This window comes from Enterobacter cloacae complex sp. 2024EL-00227 (genome assembly GCF_043945315.1).
GTDB lineage: Bacteria > Pseudomonadota > Gammaproteobacteria > Enterobacterales > Enterobacteriaceae > Enterobacter > Enterobacter roggenkampii.
In genome coordinates, this window is sequence record NZ_JBIMQP010000009.1 from 170357 (window position 1) to 187246 (window position 16890).

Annotated in this window: 17 protein-coding genes; 7 read left to right on the plus strand and 10 right to left on the minus strand. The window is 56.8% G+C overall.

The features are described from left to right. Positions 1-6: 6 nt before the first annotated feature. The 7 genes from cydB to ACHH0Z_RS16840 form a co-directional block, all read right to left on the minus strand. Positions 7-1017, minus strand: coding sequence for a cytochrome d ubiquinol oxidase subunit II (cydB, locus tag ACHH0Z_RS16810; RefSeq protein WP_032651830.1), 1011 nt, complete (start codon positions 1015-1017; stop codon positions 7-9). Beyond that, positions 1017-2420, minus strand: a complete 1404-nt coding sequence (locus ACHH0Z_RS16815; protein WP_021242535.1) for a cytochrome ubiquinol oxidase subunit I — start codon at positions 2418-2420, stop codon at positions 1017-1019. The genes cydB and ACHH0Z_RS16815 overlap by 1 nt, the downstream gene beginning before the upstream one ends. Before the next feature lie 67 nt (positions 2421-2487). Beyond that, positions 2488-3360: a manganese catalase family protein gene (locus ACHH0Z_RS16820; protein WP_008502274.1), complete on the minus strand. Its 873-nt coding sequence runs from the start codon at positions 3358-3360 to the stop codon at positions 2488-2490. 17 nt (positions 3361-3377) lie between these two features. Continuing rightward, entirely contained in the window at positions 3378-3884 is a 507-nt protein-coding gene (locus tag ACHH0Z_RS16825) for a ferritin-like domain-containing protein (RefSeq protein ID WP_014883791.1), read from the minus strand. 25 nt (positions 3885-3909) lie between these two features. Then, entirely contained in the window at positions 3910-4113 is a 204-nt protein-coding gene (locus ACHH0Z_RS16830) for a hypothetical protein (protein ID WP_008502273.1), read from the minus strand. A 23-nt stretch (positions 4114-4136) separates the two neighbouring features. Next, a complete protein-coding gene (locus ACHH0Z_RS16835; RefSeq protein WP_008502272.1) occupies positions 4137-4631 on the minus strand; it encodes a ferritin-like domain-containing protein in 495 nt (164 codons plus the stop codon). Between the two features lie 94 nt (positions 4632-4725). Continuing rightward, complete coding sequence (locus tag ACHH0Z_RS16840; RefSeq protein ID WP_004150795.1) at positions 4726-4911, minus strand: general stress protein; 186 nt, start codon at positions 4909-4911, stop codon at positions 4726-4728. 528 nt (positions 4912-5439) lie between these two features. On the opposite strand from ACHH0Z_RS16840, the gene ACHH0Z_RS16845 reads away from it, so the two are divergent. Both ACHH0Z_RS16845 and ACHH0Z_RS16850 read left to right on the plus strand, forming a co-directional pair. Then, complete coding sequence (locus ACHH0Z_RS16845; RefSeq protein ID WP_045410116.1) at positions 5440-6783, plus strand: VOC family protein; 1344 nt, start codon at positions 5440-5442, stop codon at positions 6781-6783. Positions 6784-6826: 43 nt separating this feature from the next. Next, a complete protein-coding gene (locus tag ACHH0Z_RS16850; protein ID WP_045410119.1) occupies positions 6827-8332 on the plus strand; it encodes a carboxylesterase/lipase family protein in 1506 nt (501 codons plus the stop codon). Here the strand turns inward: ACHH0Z_RS16850 and ACHH0Z_RS16855 are convergent. Then, positions 8319-9161 (minus strand): LysR family transcriptional regulator, encoded by an 843-nt coding sequence (locus tag ACHH0Z_RS16855; protein ID WP_008502268.1) that lies wholly within the window; start codon positions 9159-9161, stop codon positions 8319-8321. The two genes, ACHH0Z_RS16850 and ACHH0Z_RS16855, sit on opposite strands and share 14 nt — an antisense overlap. A gap of 114 nt (positions 9162-9275) precedes the next feature. Between ACHH0Z_RS16855 and ACHH0Z_RS16860 the strand changes: the two genes are divergently transcribed. The 4 genes from ACHH0Z_RS16860 to rimL all read left to right on the plus strand — a co-directional run bounded on the left by ACHH0Z_RS16860 (position 9276) and on the right by rimL (position 13915). Beyond that, positions 9276-10445 (plus strand): pyridoxal phosphate-dependent aminotransferase, encoded by a 1170-nt coding sequence (locus ACHH0Z_RS16860; RefSeq protein ID WP_045410121.1) that lies wholly within the window; start codon positions 9276-9278, stop codon positions 10443-10445. 155 nt (positions 10446-10600) lie between these two features. Further along, complete coding sequence (locus ACHH0Z_RS16865; RefSeq protein ID WP_045410124.1) at positions 10601-11374, plus strand: transporter substrate-binding domain-containing protein; 774 nt, start codon at positions 10601-10603, stop codon at positions 11372-11374. Positions 11375-11616: 242 nt separating this feature from the next. Further along, positions 11617-13272 (plus strand): glucan biosynthesis protein D, encoded by a 1656-nt coding sequence (locus tag ACHH0Z_RS16870; protein ID WP_021242530.1) that lies wholly within the window; start codon positions 11617-11619, stop codon positions 13270-13272. A 103-nt stretch (positions 13273-13375) separates the two neighbouring features. Then, positions 13376-13915, plus strand: coding sequence for a 50S ribosomal protein L7/L12-serine acetyltransferase (gene rimL / locus ACHH0Z_RS16875; protein WP_045410126.1), 540 nt, complete (start codon positions 13376-13378; stop codon positions 13913-13915). Here the strand turns inward: rimL and ydcK are convergent. Continuing rightward, positions 13910-14890, minus strand: coding sequence for a YdcK family protein (gene ydcK / locus ACHH0Z_RS16880; protein ID WP_045410129.1), 981 nt, complete (start codon positions 14888-14890; stop codon positions 13910-13912). The genes rimL and ydcK overlap by 6 nt on opposite strands. Positions 14891-15025: 135 nt before the next feature. On the opposite strand from ydcK, the gene tehB reads away from it, so the two are divergent. Beyond that, positions 15026-15619 (plus strand): tellurite resistance methyltransferase TehB, encoded by a 594-nt coding sequence (tehB, locus tag ACHH0Z_RS16885; RefSeq protein WP_045410132.1) that lies wholly within the window; start codon positions 15026-15028, stop codon positions 15617-15619. Here tehB and pepT read toward each other — a convergent pair. Next, complete coding sequence (pepT, locus tag ACHH0Z_RS16890) at positions 15616-16845, minus strand: peptidase T (RefSeq protein WP_045410135.1); 1230 nt, start codon at positions 16843-16845, stop codon at positions 15616-15618. The genes tehB and pepT overlap by 4 nt on opposite strands. Positions 16846-16890: the final 45 nt, after the last annotated feature.

Sequence of the window (16890 nt, forward strand, 5' to 3'; positions counted from 1 at the left end):
CGTGCCTCAGTGATAGCCTTCAGTATCCGAAACCTTGCCCCGGAACACGTAATAGCTCCAGGCGGTGTACACCAGGATCACCGGAATAATCAGTAACGTCCCGACCAGCATAAACAGCTGGCTGGCAGGCGGGGCCGCGGCCTCCCACAGAGTGATACGCGGCGGAATAATGTTCGGCCAGAGGCTGATACCCAGACCGCTGAACCCGAGGAAAATCAGCCCCAGCGTCAGCAGGAAAGGGCGCGCGTGGCTGTCCGGATTGCGGGTCAGGCGCCAGATCAGCACGCTGAAGATCCCGACCAGCAGCGGAACCGGCAGGAACCAGAAGAAGTTGGGCAGGGTAAACCAGCGGTCGGCGACGTACTGCCAGCCGAGCGGCGTCCAGACGCTGACCACCGCGATAACCACCATCAGCGCCAGCAGCACGTGGCGGGTCAGTTCGCGCATGCGTTGTTGCAGCGCGCCTTCGCTTTTCATGATGAGCCAGGTGGTGCCCAGCAGCGTGTAGGCAACGACCAGACCGATGCCGCAGAAGAGGTTGAAAGGCGTGAGCCAGTCCAGCGAAGAGCCGACAAAACGTCGGCCCTCCACGTCAAAGCCGTTGATCACGGCGCCCACCACCACGCCCTGGCTGAAGGTGGCGAGCAGGGAGCCGCCGGCAAAGGAGTAGTCCCAGAATTTGCGGTGTGAAGGGGTGGCTTTGAAGCGGAACTCAAAGGCAACGCCGCGAAAGATGAGGCCGATCAGCATCGCGGTGAGGGGGATGGTCAGCGCATCAATGATCACCGCATAGGCCAGCGGAAACGCGCCGAACAGCCCCGCGCCGCCGAGCACCAGCCAGGTCTCGTTTCCGTCCCAGACGGGCGCCACGCTATTGACCATCACATCGCGCTCTTTGGCATCGCCCACGAAGTTAAACAGCAGGCCAATCCCCAGATCGAAGCCATCCATAATGATATACATCAGCGTGGCAAACACGATGATGGCAAACCAAATCACTGAGATATCGACGCCCATCAGATTCTCTCCTCTTCCGGAACAGACTCCGCGGCTGACAGCGGACGGGCAGGCGTGCCCGAGGTGTTTGACGTCAGCGTATCAACGGGCTGAGGACCTTTCTTAATCAGCCGGATGAGATAAACATAGCCCACGCCAAATACGGATGAGTAGACGACGAAGAACGCCAGCAGGCTAATGCTCATCTGCAGGGTGCTGTGCAGCGATACCGCGTCGATGGTGCGCAGGTAGCCATAGACAACCCACGGCTGACGGCCCACTTCGGTGGTCACCCAGCCGGCAAGCAGCGCGACCAGCCCCGCAGGCCCCATGCAGAGGGCAAACCACTGGAACGGACGCGAGTGGTAAAGTCGGTGGCGATAGCGTAGCCAGAGGCTGAGCAGACCGAGGGTAATCATCAGCAGCCCCATCCCCACCATAATGCGGAACGACCAGAAAACGATGGTCGAGTTGGGGCGATCCTCTTTCGGGAAGTCTTTCAGGGCCGGGACCTGTTTATCCAGGCTGTGCGTCAGAATCAGGCTGCCGAGCGCGGGGATCTCCAGGCCGTATTTGGTGCGCTCTTCCTCCATATCCGGCAGGCCAAACAGCAGCAGCGGGGTGGCCTCGCCGGGCGGATTTTCCCAGTGACCCTCAATAGCGGCGATTTTGGCTGGCTGATGCTCAAGCGTGTTCAGGCCGTGCATATCGCCCACCACCGCCTGGATAGGGGCGACCAGCAGCGCCATCCACATCGCCATCGAAAACATGGTGCGAACGGCGGGCGTATCGTTACCGCGCAGCAGATGCCAGGCGGCCGACGCGCCGACAAACAGCGCGCTGCTCAGGAACGCGGCGATAGCCATATGAATAAGACGGTACGGGAAGGAGGGGTTAAAGACGATGGCCAGCCAGTCCTGCGGGATAACCTGCCCGTTTTCGATAGTGAAACCCTGCGGCGTATGCATCCAGCTGTTGGAGGCGAGGATCCAGAAGGTCGACATCAGCGTGCCGAGCGCCACCATGCAGGTCGAAAAGAAGTGCAGCCCCGGGCCGACCTTGTTCCAGCCGAACATCATAACGCCGAGGAATCCGGCCTCCAGGAAGAAAGCGGTTAACACCTCATAAGTCAAAAGCGGGCCGGTAATGCTGCCCGCGAACTGGGAGAACCCGCTCCAGTTGGTGCCAAACTGGTACGCCATCACCAGCCCGGAAACGACGCCCATGCCGAAGTTAACGGCAAATATCTTTAGCCAGAAGTGGTACAACGATCGCCAGACGTCGTTTTTGGTGCGCAGCCACATGCCCTCCAGCACCACCAGGTAGCTGGCGAGACCGATGGTGATCGCAGGAAACAGGATGTGGAACGAGACGGTAAAAGCGAACTGAATTCTGGCCAGATGAAACGCATCGAGTTCGAACATGGTCCGTACCTCTGAGACGATGGGGCACGCGACTTGCCGGGCAGGTCAGGCCTGCCCGGCAAACCGATTACGGTTTAGTCTTACCGGCACCCAGCTCGGCACCGGTCAGCGGGTCGGAATGTGGATCGGACTTCGTGCGGGCAGACATCGCCTTAACCAGGGTTGCCTGCTCGGTTGTGAGCGTCACGCTGGCACTGCCATCGCCGCCATCCACCGCAGGCTGGGGGGACTCAACGTAATCGAAATGTTTATCGCTGTTCCAGCTTCCGCGAACCTCTCCACCTTCAGACATATTGTAGTACTTGTTGGTGAATTCCTCGATTGGCGGCAGTTTTCCCGGCGGGAAATTATTACGGATGGACTGTAGCGCCTTCTCAAAGGAGAGCTGATGCGCCGCCTCACGCGTCATCAGAAACGCCAGGGCATCTTTAACGCCGGGATCGTCAGTCACGTTGATCAGCCGTTCATAGATGATTTTGGCTCTGGCCTCGGCCGCCACGTTCGAACGCAGATCCGCCGTCGGCTCGCCAATGGTGTCGACGTAGGCCGCCGTCCAGGGTACGCCCGCTGAGTTGGTTAGCGGGGTTCCGCCGCCGTAGAGCAGGGAGGTGATGTGGCTGTCATTCCCGTTTTCGGTCATGGAGCGATACAGCTCGGCCTCATTTTCCACCCCTTCCGCCAGCGCGCCCTTGGCACCTTTATTCAGCATACCGACCAGAGTGCCGATAATTTCGAGGTGGCTTAACTCCTCGGTCGCGATATCCATCAGCATGTCTTTACGGCCCGGATCGTCATCGCTCAACCCTTGCGTAAAGTAACGGCAGGCGGCGGCCAGTTCACCCTGCGGTCCGCCAAATTGTTCCAGTAAAAGGTTGGCCAGGCCGGGATTCGGTTCGGCGACGCGAACCGTGTATTGCAGCTGTTTGACGTGTCGAAACATGCTCACTCTCCTGTGGGTTATTTTTTCGCTTCGACACCCGACGCGTCTGAACGCAGCAGGAACTGTTCCGTCGTTTGCGGGATATGACGAATCAGCCAGTCGGCCATTTCGCGCTCTTCGGCGAGGATCGTCTCAATAGCGGGTATCGAGGCGGTGTCACCCGCTTTTTTGGCCGCCGCCAGCAGGGAGGTATAGCAGGCGATTTCAAACTGTTCGAAAACATAGCCGCTGATCGAGCCCTTCACGATTTCGTCAGAAGGGAACATGCCGCCGATGGATTGTCCCAGCGCCGCCATTTTGCTCATCGAGTCTTTTAAGACCGAACGAGAAATATCATTACGGTCGAGGATTTCCTCCAGCAATGTGATTTGCCGTTTTGTCTCATTAATATGTTGCTCAATTCTGGCGCGAACATCAGGATAATTATCGATACGGCTGGCCATGGATTCCAGCATAGATTCGGCTTGCTTTTCCATTGCATGGGCATCGCGTAGCCAGTCATGGTAGTGTTCTACGTGATTCATCATTGTATCCTCATTAGGGGTTCGCTTATTTGGTCTCACTTTCAGCAGCCTGATCGGCACGTGCGGCACTGTAGCCAGATAAATGGCCGACAATATTGGCATAAATACTGATGATAATGACCCATAGCACGCTGTTCTTCCACCAGATGACGGAAGGGATAGCGAGAATGAACCATATTATCGCTGCCGCTAAATGGCACCGTTTAATTGTCCTGGGACTGATGCTCATTTTATTTAACCTGTATTATCGCGTCATTTCTGCGCTTTTTGGTTAATATTGCCAACGGCCAGGTCGGTGAGTTTAAGGTCGGTCTCTTTCTCTTCTTCCAGCGTTTCGGCAAGAAGCTTAACGGCTTTTTTATAGCCGAGCTGTTCTGCCAGAGTGGCAAGGGTACCGTAGCTGGCTATTTCGTAATGCTCTACTTTTTGCGCAGCGGCAATTAATGCGGCATCACGGACTTCATTTTTTTCCGTGCTTTCGATGACTTCATTAGCTTCTTCAATTAAGCCTTCCATTGCGACGCATTTCATGCGCTTGAGCTTGATGCCGTCTTCCTGTTCCACGATCTGGTCGATACGTTCGATCTGACCTTGCGTCTCTTCAAGGTGTGCGGTAAAGGCGGCGCTCAGCTTCTCGCTGGAGGCGGCGCGGGCAAGTTTGCTTAACGCTCGGGTAAGCTGCTTTTCTGCGCTGTAGGTATCCGACAGAAGATGAATAAATACATCCTCTACACTTTTCATATTCATAATTATTACGCTCCGGTAAAATAAAGAAAGGGTACTGCGAGCTTTTCAGCCCGCAGCATGCTCTCTGGTTTTATTAAAAGAGTACTAAATAAGATCAGGAGTTATCAGATTTACGGCCTCCGCCGTGACTGTTCTGTCCCCCTTTCTTACCCGCTTCAGATGCGCGTTGCGGATCGTTTTTAAAATTACCACCGCTGTGCTGGCCACCTTTACGTCCAGCTTCTGATGCTTTTTCACGGTCTTCAGCGAAATTACCGGAACCACCACGATGCTCTGCCATATTAAACCTCATAGTCATATATTGGTTATGTCAGTACGATACGGAAATATTCCGTATCACTCGTCGTTCGAGTAATAACTCTAGTCGCTGTGTGCGATCCGTCAAATGCGTTTTGCTATTTGCGGTTGCGTTATTTTTAAATATTTGTAAATTTGCGCTTCGCTTGCGTTGGAAATATGGATAGACAGGAAGGACTTGTAAACAACTGTTCAGATTATTCCTAACTTTGAGCTAAAAATTTGAAAGCTGAGGATAAAAATAATGACGCACTCAAATTGGTTGATTTGCAGCCAGGGGAAAATAAAAAATACTCCTTTATAGCTAGAAAGCGAAACCATAAATAATTATAAGGAAAATCCTGGATAAAAAGCGCCAGGCGCGAAAGGGCGGTTTCGTTAAGGCTTGTTCAGAGGCCAGTCGCACACGGTTTGACCACTGTCGTCTTAAGATCACAAATCAGAAATCTTTCCCCCCGGAAGGAACGGGTTTCTCTACACTCCAGGTAATATTCACTGGAGGCATGACATCATGGCGAACACCATCACGGCTGATGACATTCGGGAACACTTTTCGCAGGCTATGTCGGCGATGTACCAGCAGGAAGTTCCGCAGTACGGCACCTTGCTTGAACTGGTAGCGGACGTAAACCTGGCGGTGCTGGAAAATGATCCACTATTACATGAACAACTGGCAAACGCCGATGAGCTTGCGCGTCTGAACGTCGAGCGTCACGGGGCCATCCGCGTCGGCAGTGCGCAAGAACTTTCAACCCTGCGCCGTATGTTTGCCATTATGGGGATGTACCCGGTCAGCTATTACGACCTCTCCCAGGCGGGGGTGCCGGTCCATTCAACGGCATTTCGGCCGATTGATGATGCGGCGCTGTGCCGTAATCCGTTCCGCATCTTTACTTCGCTGCTGCGCCTTGAGCTGATTGAAAACGTCGCGCTGCGCGAACGTGCGGCGGAAATTCTGTCTCACCGAAACATCTTCACCCCGCGCTGTCTGGCGCTTCTCGATCTGTATGAATCGGAAGGGCAGTTTACCGTCGAGCAGGCGCAGGAGTTTGTGCAGGAAGCGCTGGAAACCTTCCGCTGGCACCGCCATGCGACGGTCGATCAGGAGACCTATCTCGCGCTGCATAACGAGCACCGGCTGATCGCCGATGTGGTCTGCTTCCCGGGCTGTCATATTAACCACCTGACGCCGCGCACGCTGGATATTGACCGGGTGCAGGAGCTGATGCCGAAGTACGGTATTGAGCCGAAAATTTTGATTGAAGGGCCGCCGCGTCGCGAGGTGCCCGTCCTGCTGCGTCAAACCAGTTTCAAGGCGCTGGAAGAGCCGGTGCTGTTTGCCGGTGAACACAAAGGCACCCACACCGCGCGCTTCGGTGAGATTGAGCAGCGCGGCGTGGCGCTGACCCCGAAAGGCCGGGAACTGTACGATAGCCTCCTTGCCCAGGCCGGCACCGGCAAAGATAACCTGACGCACCAGCTGCATCTGCAGGAGATCTTTAGCGCCTTCCCTGACAGCGAACTGTTAATGCGCCGTCAGGAGCTGGCGTATTTCCGCTACCGTCTGACGCCAGCGGGTGAAGCGCATCGCCATGCGTTCCGGCCTGGCGACGATCCGCAGCCGCTGATCGAGCGCGGATGGGTCATCGCACAGCCGATCACCTACGAAGATTTCCTCCCGGTCAGCGCCGCGGGGATTTTCCAGTCCAATCTCGGGAATGAAACCCAGGCCCGCAGCCACGGTAACGCCAGCCGCGATGCGTTTGAAGCGGCCCTCGGCTGCCCGGTGTATGACGAATTTACCCTCTATGAGGAGGCTGAAACGCGCAGCAAACAGCGTTGCGGTTTGCTCTGAAAGCGTTACTCTGCTGGGGGGTGATGGAAAAAATAAGGTCGTTATGCAAAATCCTTCCGCCCCTGTGGTTGAAACGCGCCAGGGCGCACTGTCTGGTTTAACCGATGAAAATGTCCACGTCTGGTGCGGTATTCCTTATGCCGCACCGCCCGTTGGCGAGTGGCGCTGGCGCTCCCCGCGGCATCCTGAGCCGTGGGATGGCGTTCGCGAGGCTACCGCTTTTTCGGCCTCAAGCTGGCAAAGCAGCGAATATTGCCAGGAGCTGGGCGGGGGCGATCCCGGTCAGTTCTCGGAAGACTGCCTCTATCTGAACGTCTGGTCTCCCACAGAGCGCGCCGGGCCGCTTCCGGTTATGGTCTGGCTGCACGGCGGCGGCTTTACCATCGGTGCGGGTGGCTTACCGCCCTATAACGGCAAAGCGCTGGCCACGCGCGGCGTGGTTGTGGTGACGATCAACTACCGTCTCGGTCATCTTGGCTTTTTTGCCCATCCCGCGCTGGAAGGCGAGGAAGATCGCGTGGTGCATAATTTTGCCCTGCTGGATCAGATCGCCGCCCTCGAATGGGTAAGGGACAATATCGCCGCATTTGGTGGCGACCCCGCTAACGTGACCCTGTTTGGTGAATCCGCGGGCGCGCGCAGCGTGCTCTCTCTGCTGGCCTCTCCGCTTGCAGAAGGATTGTTCCATAAGGCGATTGTGCAAAGCGGGTACACCTTGCCGGACACGCCGCGAGAGCAGGCGTTGCAAAAAGGGAAGGCGCTGGCTGCCTATTTTGGCCTGGAAAAGGCGACAGCCGAGCAGCTGCGCGACATTCCGCCGGAGGCGTTCTGGCCGCTCACCGCGCCGCTGAACATTGCTCCGGCCCCCATCGTCGGGGATTGCGTTCTGCCTGAAGCGATGCTGGACGTCTTTTTCGCCGCTCGCCAGCACCCCGTGCCGGTAATGATCGGCTCGAACAGCGATGAGGCCAGCGTGATGGCGGTGTTTGGCATCGATCTCGCCGGGCAAATCCAGAAGCTTCGCCGGGAGCGACGCTTCGGGCTGGGGCTGATTAAGCTGCTCTATCCGGGCGTCAAAGGCGATGAGGAGCTGGGCAGGCAGGTGTGCCGCGACATGGCGTTCACCACGATGGGCTACGTCGTGATGCAGGCGCAGCAGCGCGTCGGCGGATTGTGCTGGCGTTACTGGTTTGACTATGTTGCGGAAGCGGAACATGCCACCTATATCAACGGCGCGTGGCACGGCAATGAAGTGCCTTACGTCTTTGATACCCTCGGCCAGGTGGAGCCTACACGCCAGTATGTCAACGAACGGGATGTGCAGTTTGCTGCTCAGGTGGCCGATTACTGGGTGAGCTTTGCGCGAGACGCAGGACCTCGTGAGATCCTGCCCGGGCCGACGCACTGGCCCGCATGCCGTAAAGGGCGGGACGTATTATTACGCATTGGCGTGAATAAACATGCAGGTTTCAGGCTTGAAAACCGCTTTATGCGCGCCCGGATGAGCCTCTTCAAACGGGTGATGAAGCACCACGTCAGCCTCGATTAAGCAAACAGGCGCGAAACGCCGCCAGCCCATTTTCCTCCCCTGGCGTTTCGCGCAGCACCAGCCGGTAGCTCGCGCCGGTTTTTATGCTGGTTTCATAAGGCCGCATCAGTCTTCCCGCGCGAACATCTTCGGCCACCAGCGTTTCGTCGGCAATGGCAACGCCCAGCCCCTGAATGGCGGCCGTGATGGCGAGATCCATCGTGTCGAAGTGTTGATTTTTGTGCATGGCAAAGCCCGGACCTTCCTGTTTCGTCAGCCACAGCGACCAGTCTGTCTTATCCCTTGTCGGGTGCAGGAACGTCAGCGATCCCAGCGCTGCACCCGCCCGCACCGGGCTTATCACCGGGGTGAGCGCCTCTTCGAACAGCAGGTCGCCTGCGCTCATGTGCGTGCCGAACACGATGGCCGCGTCGTAAGATTCGGTTTTGAAATTGACGTTATGATCGGTGGTGGTGGTCAGGGCGATCTGCAGATCCGGCTGCTCACGCTCCACCTCCAGCAGGCGCGGCACCAGCCAGCGCATGGCGCAGGTGGGCGCCTTGAGCCGGATCACGGTTTGCTGGCTGCGGGCCTGGTCGGCCACGGTCAGCAAGTGTTCGAACGCAGACTGCAGTTCCGGGAGCAGGGCGCAGCCCTGTGAAGAGAGGCGCAGGCCGCGCGCGTGGCGTTCAAAAAGCGGAAAGCCAAACCAGGCCTCGAGGGAGGCTATCTTGCGGCTCACGGCCCCCTGCGTCAGACAAAGCTCTGCGGCAGCATGGGTGAGATTCAGGTGACGCGCGGTGACTAAAAATGCGTCGATGGCATTGAGCGGGAGCGAACGGCGCGACATGAAAACACCTCAGCTATGCATTTTTCTCATGGCTATTATGACAACAATTCGATTGTCCCGACAACAGAGATGTTGTTTGAATAGTTATGCAATGTCCATGAGAAGGGAAAGAGGATGACTTTACAAACGCCTGTGCAAACGCGCTCCAAACTGCCCGATGTGGGCACCACGATCTTTACCGTTATCGGCCAGCTCTCAGCGCAGCATAACGCGATAAACCTTTCTCAGGGCGCACCGAATTTTTCCTGCGACCCGAAGCTTGTTGCGGGCGTCACCCGCGCGATGGAGGCAGGGCATAACCAGTACGCGTCGATGACCGGCCTGCAGACGCTCAAAGAGCGCATTGCCGATAAAATTGCCACGCTTTACGGCACGCAGTATGACCCGGGCCGCGAGGTGCTGGTGACCGCCAGCGCCAGCGAAGGGCTCTACTCGGCAATCAGCGGGCTGGTGCATCCGGGCGATGAGGTGATCTATTTTGAGCCGTCATTTGACAGCTACGCGCCGATTGTCCGCCTGCAGGGGGCAACGCCGGTTGCCATCAAGCTCACCGTGCCGGATTTTGCCGTCAACTGGGACGAGGTTCGCGCCGCGATCACCCCGCGCACGCGCATGATCATCATCAATACGCCGCACAACCCGAGCGGTCAGGTCTTTTCCGCCGACGATCTGCAGCAGCTGGCGGCGCTGACCCGCAATACTGACATCATTATTTTGTCTGACGAAGTGTACGAACACGTGGTGTTTGACGGTGAGCCGCACCACGGGATGGCTACGCACCCGCAGCTGGCGGAGCGTAGCGTGATTATTTCTTCTTTCGGAAAAACGTATCACGTCACCGGCTGGCGCGTGGGTTACTGTGTTGCACCGGCGGTACTGATGGACGAGATTTGTAAAGTCCATCAATTTTTAATGTTCTCTGCCGATACGCCAATGCAGCACGCGTTTGCTGAACATATGGTCGACCCGCAAACCTGGCTGTCGCTGTCGGCGTTTTACCAGCGCAAACGCGATCTGCTGCACAGTCTGCTGGCCGATTCTCCGTTTACGCTGCTGCCAAGCGCCGGCTCGTTCTTCATGCTGGCGGACTACAGCCAGTTCAGCGACGAGCGCGACAGCGAGCTGGTGAAACGGCTGATCGTTGAGTACGGTGTTGCCACCATTCCGCTGTCGGCGTTTTATGCGGACGGTACGGATAATAAATTGATTCGTCTCTCTTTTGCGAAAGATGAGGCGACGTTACGGGCAGGTGCTCAAGCCCTGTGTCAGGTTAAACCACGCTGAGCCTATCCCATTAGGCTATTTTATTCGCCATTTTGGCACCGGGCAGTGCTCGAAATCCTCACGTACTACATGTACGTTCCGGTTTCTGTGCGCTGTCCGGTACCAAACTGTCTTCAACAATTACGCCTACTGGGATAGGCTCTGAGGAGTTTGAGATGAAATTACGCGCGCTAGTTGTCGGCATGGGATTGCTGTGTACCTTTTCCTCCTTCGCAGCGTCCGAGCTGCGTTACGGTCTGGAAGCCGAATATCCGCCGTTTGAAAGCCGCAATGCGGCAGGCAAACTGGAAGGATTTGACGTTGAGCTGGGGAATGCCATCTGCAAAGCGGCAGCGCTGAAGTGCAGCTGGGTGGAAACCTCGTTTGATGCGCTGATCCCGGGGCTGGTGGCGAAGAAATTCGACGCCATCAACTCGGCGATGAATATCACCGAGCAGCGCCGCAAGAGCATTGATTTTACCCAGCCGATCTACCGTATTCCGTCGCAGCTGGTCGGCAAGGCCGGGACGGCGGTCGAGGCGACGCCTGAAGGGCTGAAGGGGAAAACCATCGGCGTGCTGCAGGGCTCCATTCAGGAAACCTATGCCAAAGAGCACTGGGAAAAGCAGGGTGTCACCGTGGTGTCGTATAAAGATCAGAATATGGCCTGGGGCGATCTGCTGAATGGCCGTATCGACGCCTCGCTGGTCATGTCCGCGGCCGGGCAGGCAGGTTTCCTCAGCAAGCCGCAGGGAAAAGGGTTTGGCTTCATCGGCAAACCGGTGTCTGACGACACCATCCTCGGCAGCGGGATCGGTTTTGGGTTGCGTAAAGGTGACGAGGCCACCAAAAAGCAGCTTGATGCCGCAATTGATAAGGTACGTGCCGACGGCACGATCGCCAAACTCGCTGATAAGTACTTCCCGGGTATCGATGTCAGCGTAAAATAACCGCCTCATTGGCCCCGTCAGCTGATGTCCTGACGGGGCATTTTTATACACATTTTCCAGGCTTTCTTTACACCACTTTCGGGCCGTTCTGGTCGACAGAAAATATTTCTCACTTTGTTCATATAATCAGCGGCCAACAATTGGATTCTTAACCATTTTTGTTTAGGCTGTGCGTTCTTTCTTGCCGTCATTTCGCCGAGCGCGGAACACATTCACACGACCATAAGGACGTTTTTCCAGGCATGAATCGCAGACGTTTTCTAAAAGGCTCGCTGGCAGTGGCAGCCCTGAGCGGCACATCCGGCCTTGCTTCCCTGTTTTCCAAAGCGGCATACGCTGCCGACTCTGACATTGCTGACGGCCAGAGCCGTCGTTTTGACTTCTCCGTACTGCAATCCATGGCGCATGACCTGGCGAAAACCCCGTGGGGTGGCGCGCCGCGTCCGCTGCCGGAGACGCTGGCAACCATGACGCCGCAGGCGTACAACGCCATTCGCTACGACGAAAAGCAGTCTCTGTGGAACAACATTGAAGGGCGTCAGCTGGACGTGCAGTTCTTCCACATGGGAATGGGATTCCGCCGCCGCGTGCGGATGTTCTCGCTGGACCAGTCGACCTCTATGGCGCGCGAGATCCACTTCCGTCCTGAGCTGTTCAGCTACGGTGAAACGGGCGTGGATACCAAACAGCTGGAAGGGCAAAGCGATCTCGGCTTTGCGGGCTTCCGCGCGTTTAAGGCGCCGGAGCTGGCGCGTCGCGATATCGTCTCTTTCCTGGGGGCCAGCTATTTCCGCGCGGTGGACGACACCTACCAGTACGGCCTTTCCGCCCGCGGTCTGGCGGTAGACACCTTTACCGACACGCCGGAAGAGTTCCCGGACTTTACCGCCTTCTGGTTTGAAACCGTCAAGCCCGGCGACACCACCTTTACCGTCTATACGCTGCTGGATAGCCCGAGCATCACCGGCGCCTATAAGTTCGTGATCCACTGCGAGAAGAGCCAGGTGATCATGGAGGTGGAAAACCACCTCTATGCGCGTAAGGACATCAAGCAGCTCGGCATTGCGCCGATGACCAGCATGTTCAGCTGCGGCAATAACGAACGCCGCATGTGCGACACCATTCACCCGCAAATTCACGACTCCGACCGCCTGGCGATGTGGCGCGGCAACGGGGAGTGGATTTGTCGTCCGCTGAACAACCCGCAGAAGCTGCAGTTCAACGCCTATATGGATAAAAACCCGAAAGGGTTCGGGCTGCTGCAGCTCGATCGCGATTTCTCGCACTATCAGGACGTGATGGGGTGGTACAACAAGCGCCCAAGCCTCTGGGTGGAACCGCGTAACGACTGGGGTAAAGGCGCGGTTGGCCTGATGGAGATCCCGACCACCGGTGAAACGCTGGATAACGTGGTCTGCTTCTGGCAGCCGGAAAAAGCCGTCAAAGCAGGCGACGAGCTGGACTTCAAATATCGTCTCTACTGGAGCGCGATGCCGCCGGTGCGCTCCCCGCTGGCGAACGTTTATGCGACCCGCACCGGCATGGGCGGCTTCCCGGAAGGCTGGGCTCCAGGGGAAAACTACCCGAAAGTGTGGGCCCGTCGCTTTGCGATTGACTTCGTCGGTGGCGACCTGAAGGCCGCTGCGCCAAAAGGCATCGAGCCGGTGATTACGCTCTCAAGCGGTGAAGCGAAGCAGGTAGAGATCCTCTACGTTGAGCCGTTTGACGGCTATCGCATTCTGTTTGACTGGTACCCGACGTCGGATTCGACGGAGCCGGTGGATATGCGCCTGTTCCTGCGCTGTCAGGGCGACGCCATCAGTGAAACCTGGCTGTACCAGTATTTCCCACCGGCGCCGGATAAACGTCAGTACGTTGACGACAGGGTAATGCGTTAACACTTGTGGGATTGTGCCGGGTGGCGGCTTCGCCTTACCCGGCCTACAGTTTCGAAACGTAGGCCGGGTAAGCGTTAGCGCCACCCGGCAATTGAGAGGCACCATGTCTTCAGAACTCATCCCCGTCACCCAGGATATCGAACTTCGCGCCGTCGAAGAGCGCTACACCGCCGACCTGCACAATCTCGTTGTTAAAAACAGAGCCTTTCTGCAAACCGCCTTTGACTGGGCGCAGCACGTGGGCAGCGAAGAGGATACCCGCCGCAACGTGCAGAGCAACCAGATGCTGCATCAGCGCGGCTACGCCAAAATGTTTTTGATTTTCAAGGATGATGCGTTAGTTGGCATCCTGTCGTTCAACACTATTGAACCGACGAACAAAGCCGGCTACATCGGCTACTGGCTGGATGAAGCCCACCAGGGGCAGGGCATTCTCTCTCAGTCACTGCAGGCGTTTATGCGCTACTACGCTGAACGCGGTGAGATCCGTCGTTTTGTGATCAAGTGTCGGGTGGCGAATCAGCACAGCAACAGCGTTGCCGTGCGCAACGGTTTTACGCTGGAAGGGTGCCTGCGGGAAGCGGAATACCTGAATGGCCGCTTTGACGACGTGAATATCTACGGCAGGATTTATACCCTATAACGCACCCAGCAGCGGCGTGCGGGTGATGCGCTGGTCGCCGTTTATCACTTTTTCGCCGCGCAGATGAATGCTCTCGCCAGCAAACGCTTCTATGACCGCATCGTCGGTGATTTCAACCCGATGCTCGATAAGCACATCCCCGCTGATTCGCGCGCGCCCCTGGATCACCACTTTATCATCCAGCATGATCGGCCCGCCGCGCAGCCATGCCTGACCGCCAATCAGGACGTGATGCTTGATGACGCAGTTGCCTTCAACCACGGCATTCTCCGCAATCTGCGAGCTGTAGCGCACCGTCGGGATGGCATCGTCGTCGAAACCGGCTATCACGCGGGCGTTGCCGTAGACTTTCGCGCAGTCGCACACCCAGACGTTGTTGAGTTCGTTACCCTCCAGGATCGCGTTGTCGAAGACTTCGGCCCGGTGTTCAACGAAGGCAAAATTAACCATCGCCTCGCCGTAGATTTGCGCCTGGTGCACAATGCGCGACTGGCTCACCGTCGCCTTATCGTAGATTTGGAGGATCTGTTCATGATCCGGCGTCAGCCCTTTGGCGGCAATGACCACGCTGTGATGCAGCACGCGCGCGTCGCCGTAGATATGGCACTCGCCCCGTACGCAGGATTGCTGAATGGTGACGTTGTCACTTATTCGCGCCCCGTGACTGACCTCCGCGCCGTCCAGCCAGCAGCTGTCGCCGATATGCGCGTCATGGCTAATGATGCATGTAAGGGTAAGACGCGCGTTGCCGGATACGGTTGCCCCGGCGAACACCACGCTGTTTTCATCGTAGATCCAGCAGTCGCCGTCCTGTGCGAGGGCGCGCTCATCGTCAATCCAGCCGCCTCTCGTGCCGACCGTCACGTCGTTAAAGTCCGCCGTGGCGATGATCTGCCGCAGCGTGGCGGCGTGGGTGGTTTCGCCGTTTTTCCATTGCCAGAGGCGGGTCTCGTCGCTAAGGCGATATTTGTTCATCTTAATATCTCTGATAAGCGTCTTCACTAAACGTAGCAAAGTTTTCGCATTTCGAGCGGCTTGGCAACCAGACGGTATACGCCTTAAAATGGCATGTAAAATGCACTTTCACTTTATGCGAACGCAGGAAAAACAATGACCGTCGATGAGAATTACTTCACTGAGAAATATGGCTTAACGCGTACCCATTCAGAAGTGCTGTACAGCGCGGAGATCGTGAAGCCCGGTAAAACGCTGGATCTGGGCTGCGGCAACGGCCGCAACAGCCTTTATCTTGCAGCCAACGGCTACGAAGTCACCGCGTGGGACAAGAACCCGATGAGCATCGACAATATTGAGCGCATCAAGGCGGAAGAAGGGATCGCTAATCTGCATACCGCGATTAAGGATCTGAACAACCTGAGCTTTGACGGCCAGTACGATTTTATTCTCTCTACCGTGGTGCTGATGTTCCTGGAGGCAAAAACCATCCCGGACCTTATCGCCAATATGCAGCGCTGCACGACGCCGGGCGGTTACAACCTGATCGTTGCCGCCATGGATACGGCAGACTACCCCTGCACGGTCGGCTTCCCGTTTGCGTTCAGGAGCGGTGAGCTGAGCAACTACTATGAAGGCTGGCAATTGCTCAAATACAACGAAGACGTTGGCGAACTGCACCGCACCGATGAAAACGGCAACCGCATCAAGCTGCGCTTTGCCACGATGCTGGCACGCAAGCCCGCCTAACAGGCGGCCAGAAGGCAGATCTGCAGGGCAGTCTTATAAGATGCCTCAAACGACGACAGCGGCAGGAATTCAAACTTCGAGTGGAAGTTATGCGCCCCGGTGAAGAAGTTCGGGGTGAGTAGCCCTTTAGCCGAGAGCGCCGCGCCGTCGGTGCCGCCGCGCATCGGCGTCGGTTTCGGCGTGATGCCGAGCGATTCCATCGCCTCGAACATCAGATCGATGGCGCGTCGGTCTTCGCCAATCGCATTGCTGATATTGCTGTAGGTCTCTTCAATGCGATAGTCCACTTTGGCCGTCGGATATTGGGCGGCAATCAGCGCGGCCACGTCGGCAATCTGCTGCTTGCGCGCGGCAAAGCGCTCCTTGTCAAAGTCGCGGATATTGGCCTTAAGAACGGCCTCGTTCTGTCCGGCCTGAATGCCGTTAAACCAGATATAGCCTTCACGTCCCTCGGTGCACTCGGGCGTTTGCTGGCGGTCAAAATGGCTGATGTAGTCAGTCGCCATCAGCAGGGGATTCACCAGCACGCCTTTCGCGGACATCGGATGCGCCGTCACGCCGGTAAAGCGGATTTCAGCGGCTGCCGCATTAAAGTTTTCGTAGACAATCTCACCCAGCTCGCAGCAGTCGATAGTCCAGGCGAAGTCGACGTCAAAGCGCTTAAGATCGAGCGCCTTGGCACCGTTCAGGCCGATCTCTTCGTCAGGCACAAACGCCACGACGATATCCCCATGCTGATGTTCCGCCGTCAGGTTTTCCAGCACCGTCATGACCACCGTGACCGCCGATTTATTATCGGCACCCAATACGCTGGTTCCGTCGCTGAAAATAATCTCCTCGTTCGGATAAGCCAGAATTTCAGGGTGCTCCTCTACCCGCAGCCAGATGTCTTTCTCTTTATTCAGACAGAGATCTTCACCGGTAAACGTTAATATTTGTGGATGAATATCCGGTGAAAGTCCCACGTCGACGGTATCAATATGGGTAATAAAGCCGATGCGCGGCGCACCGGGCACGTTGCCTTTTTTTACCGCCGTTACCGTGGCAAATTCATCAATCACAATGTCGTCTAACCCCAGCTGTGCCAGCTCCTGCGCCAGCTCGCGCGCCATGTCGTGCTGGCCCGGCGTTGAGGGCAGAGTTTTGACTCTGGGATCGCTCTGGCTGGTGATCGCGAGATAGCGGAAAAAACGGTGCGTTAATTGTCTGGAAAGCGGCGAGCCCATAGTGATTTGTTCCTTATTTATTTTTCGGGTGTTTGCCACTTCACT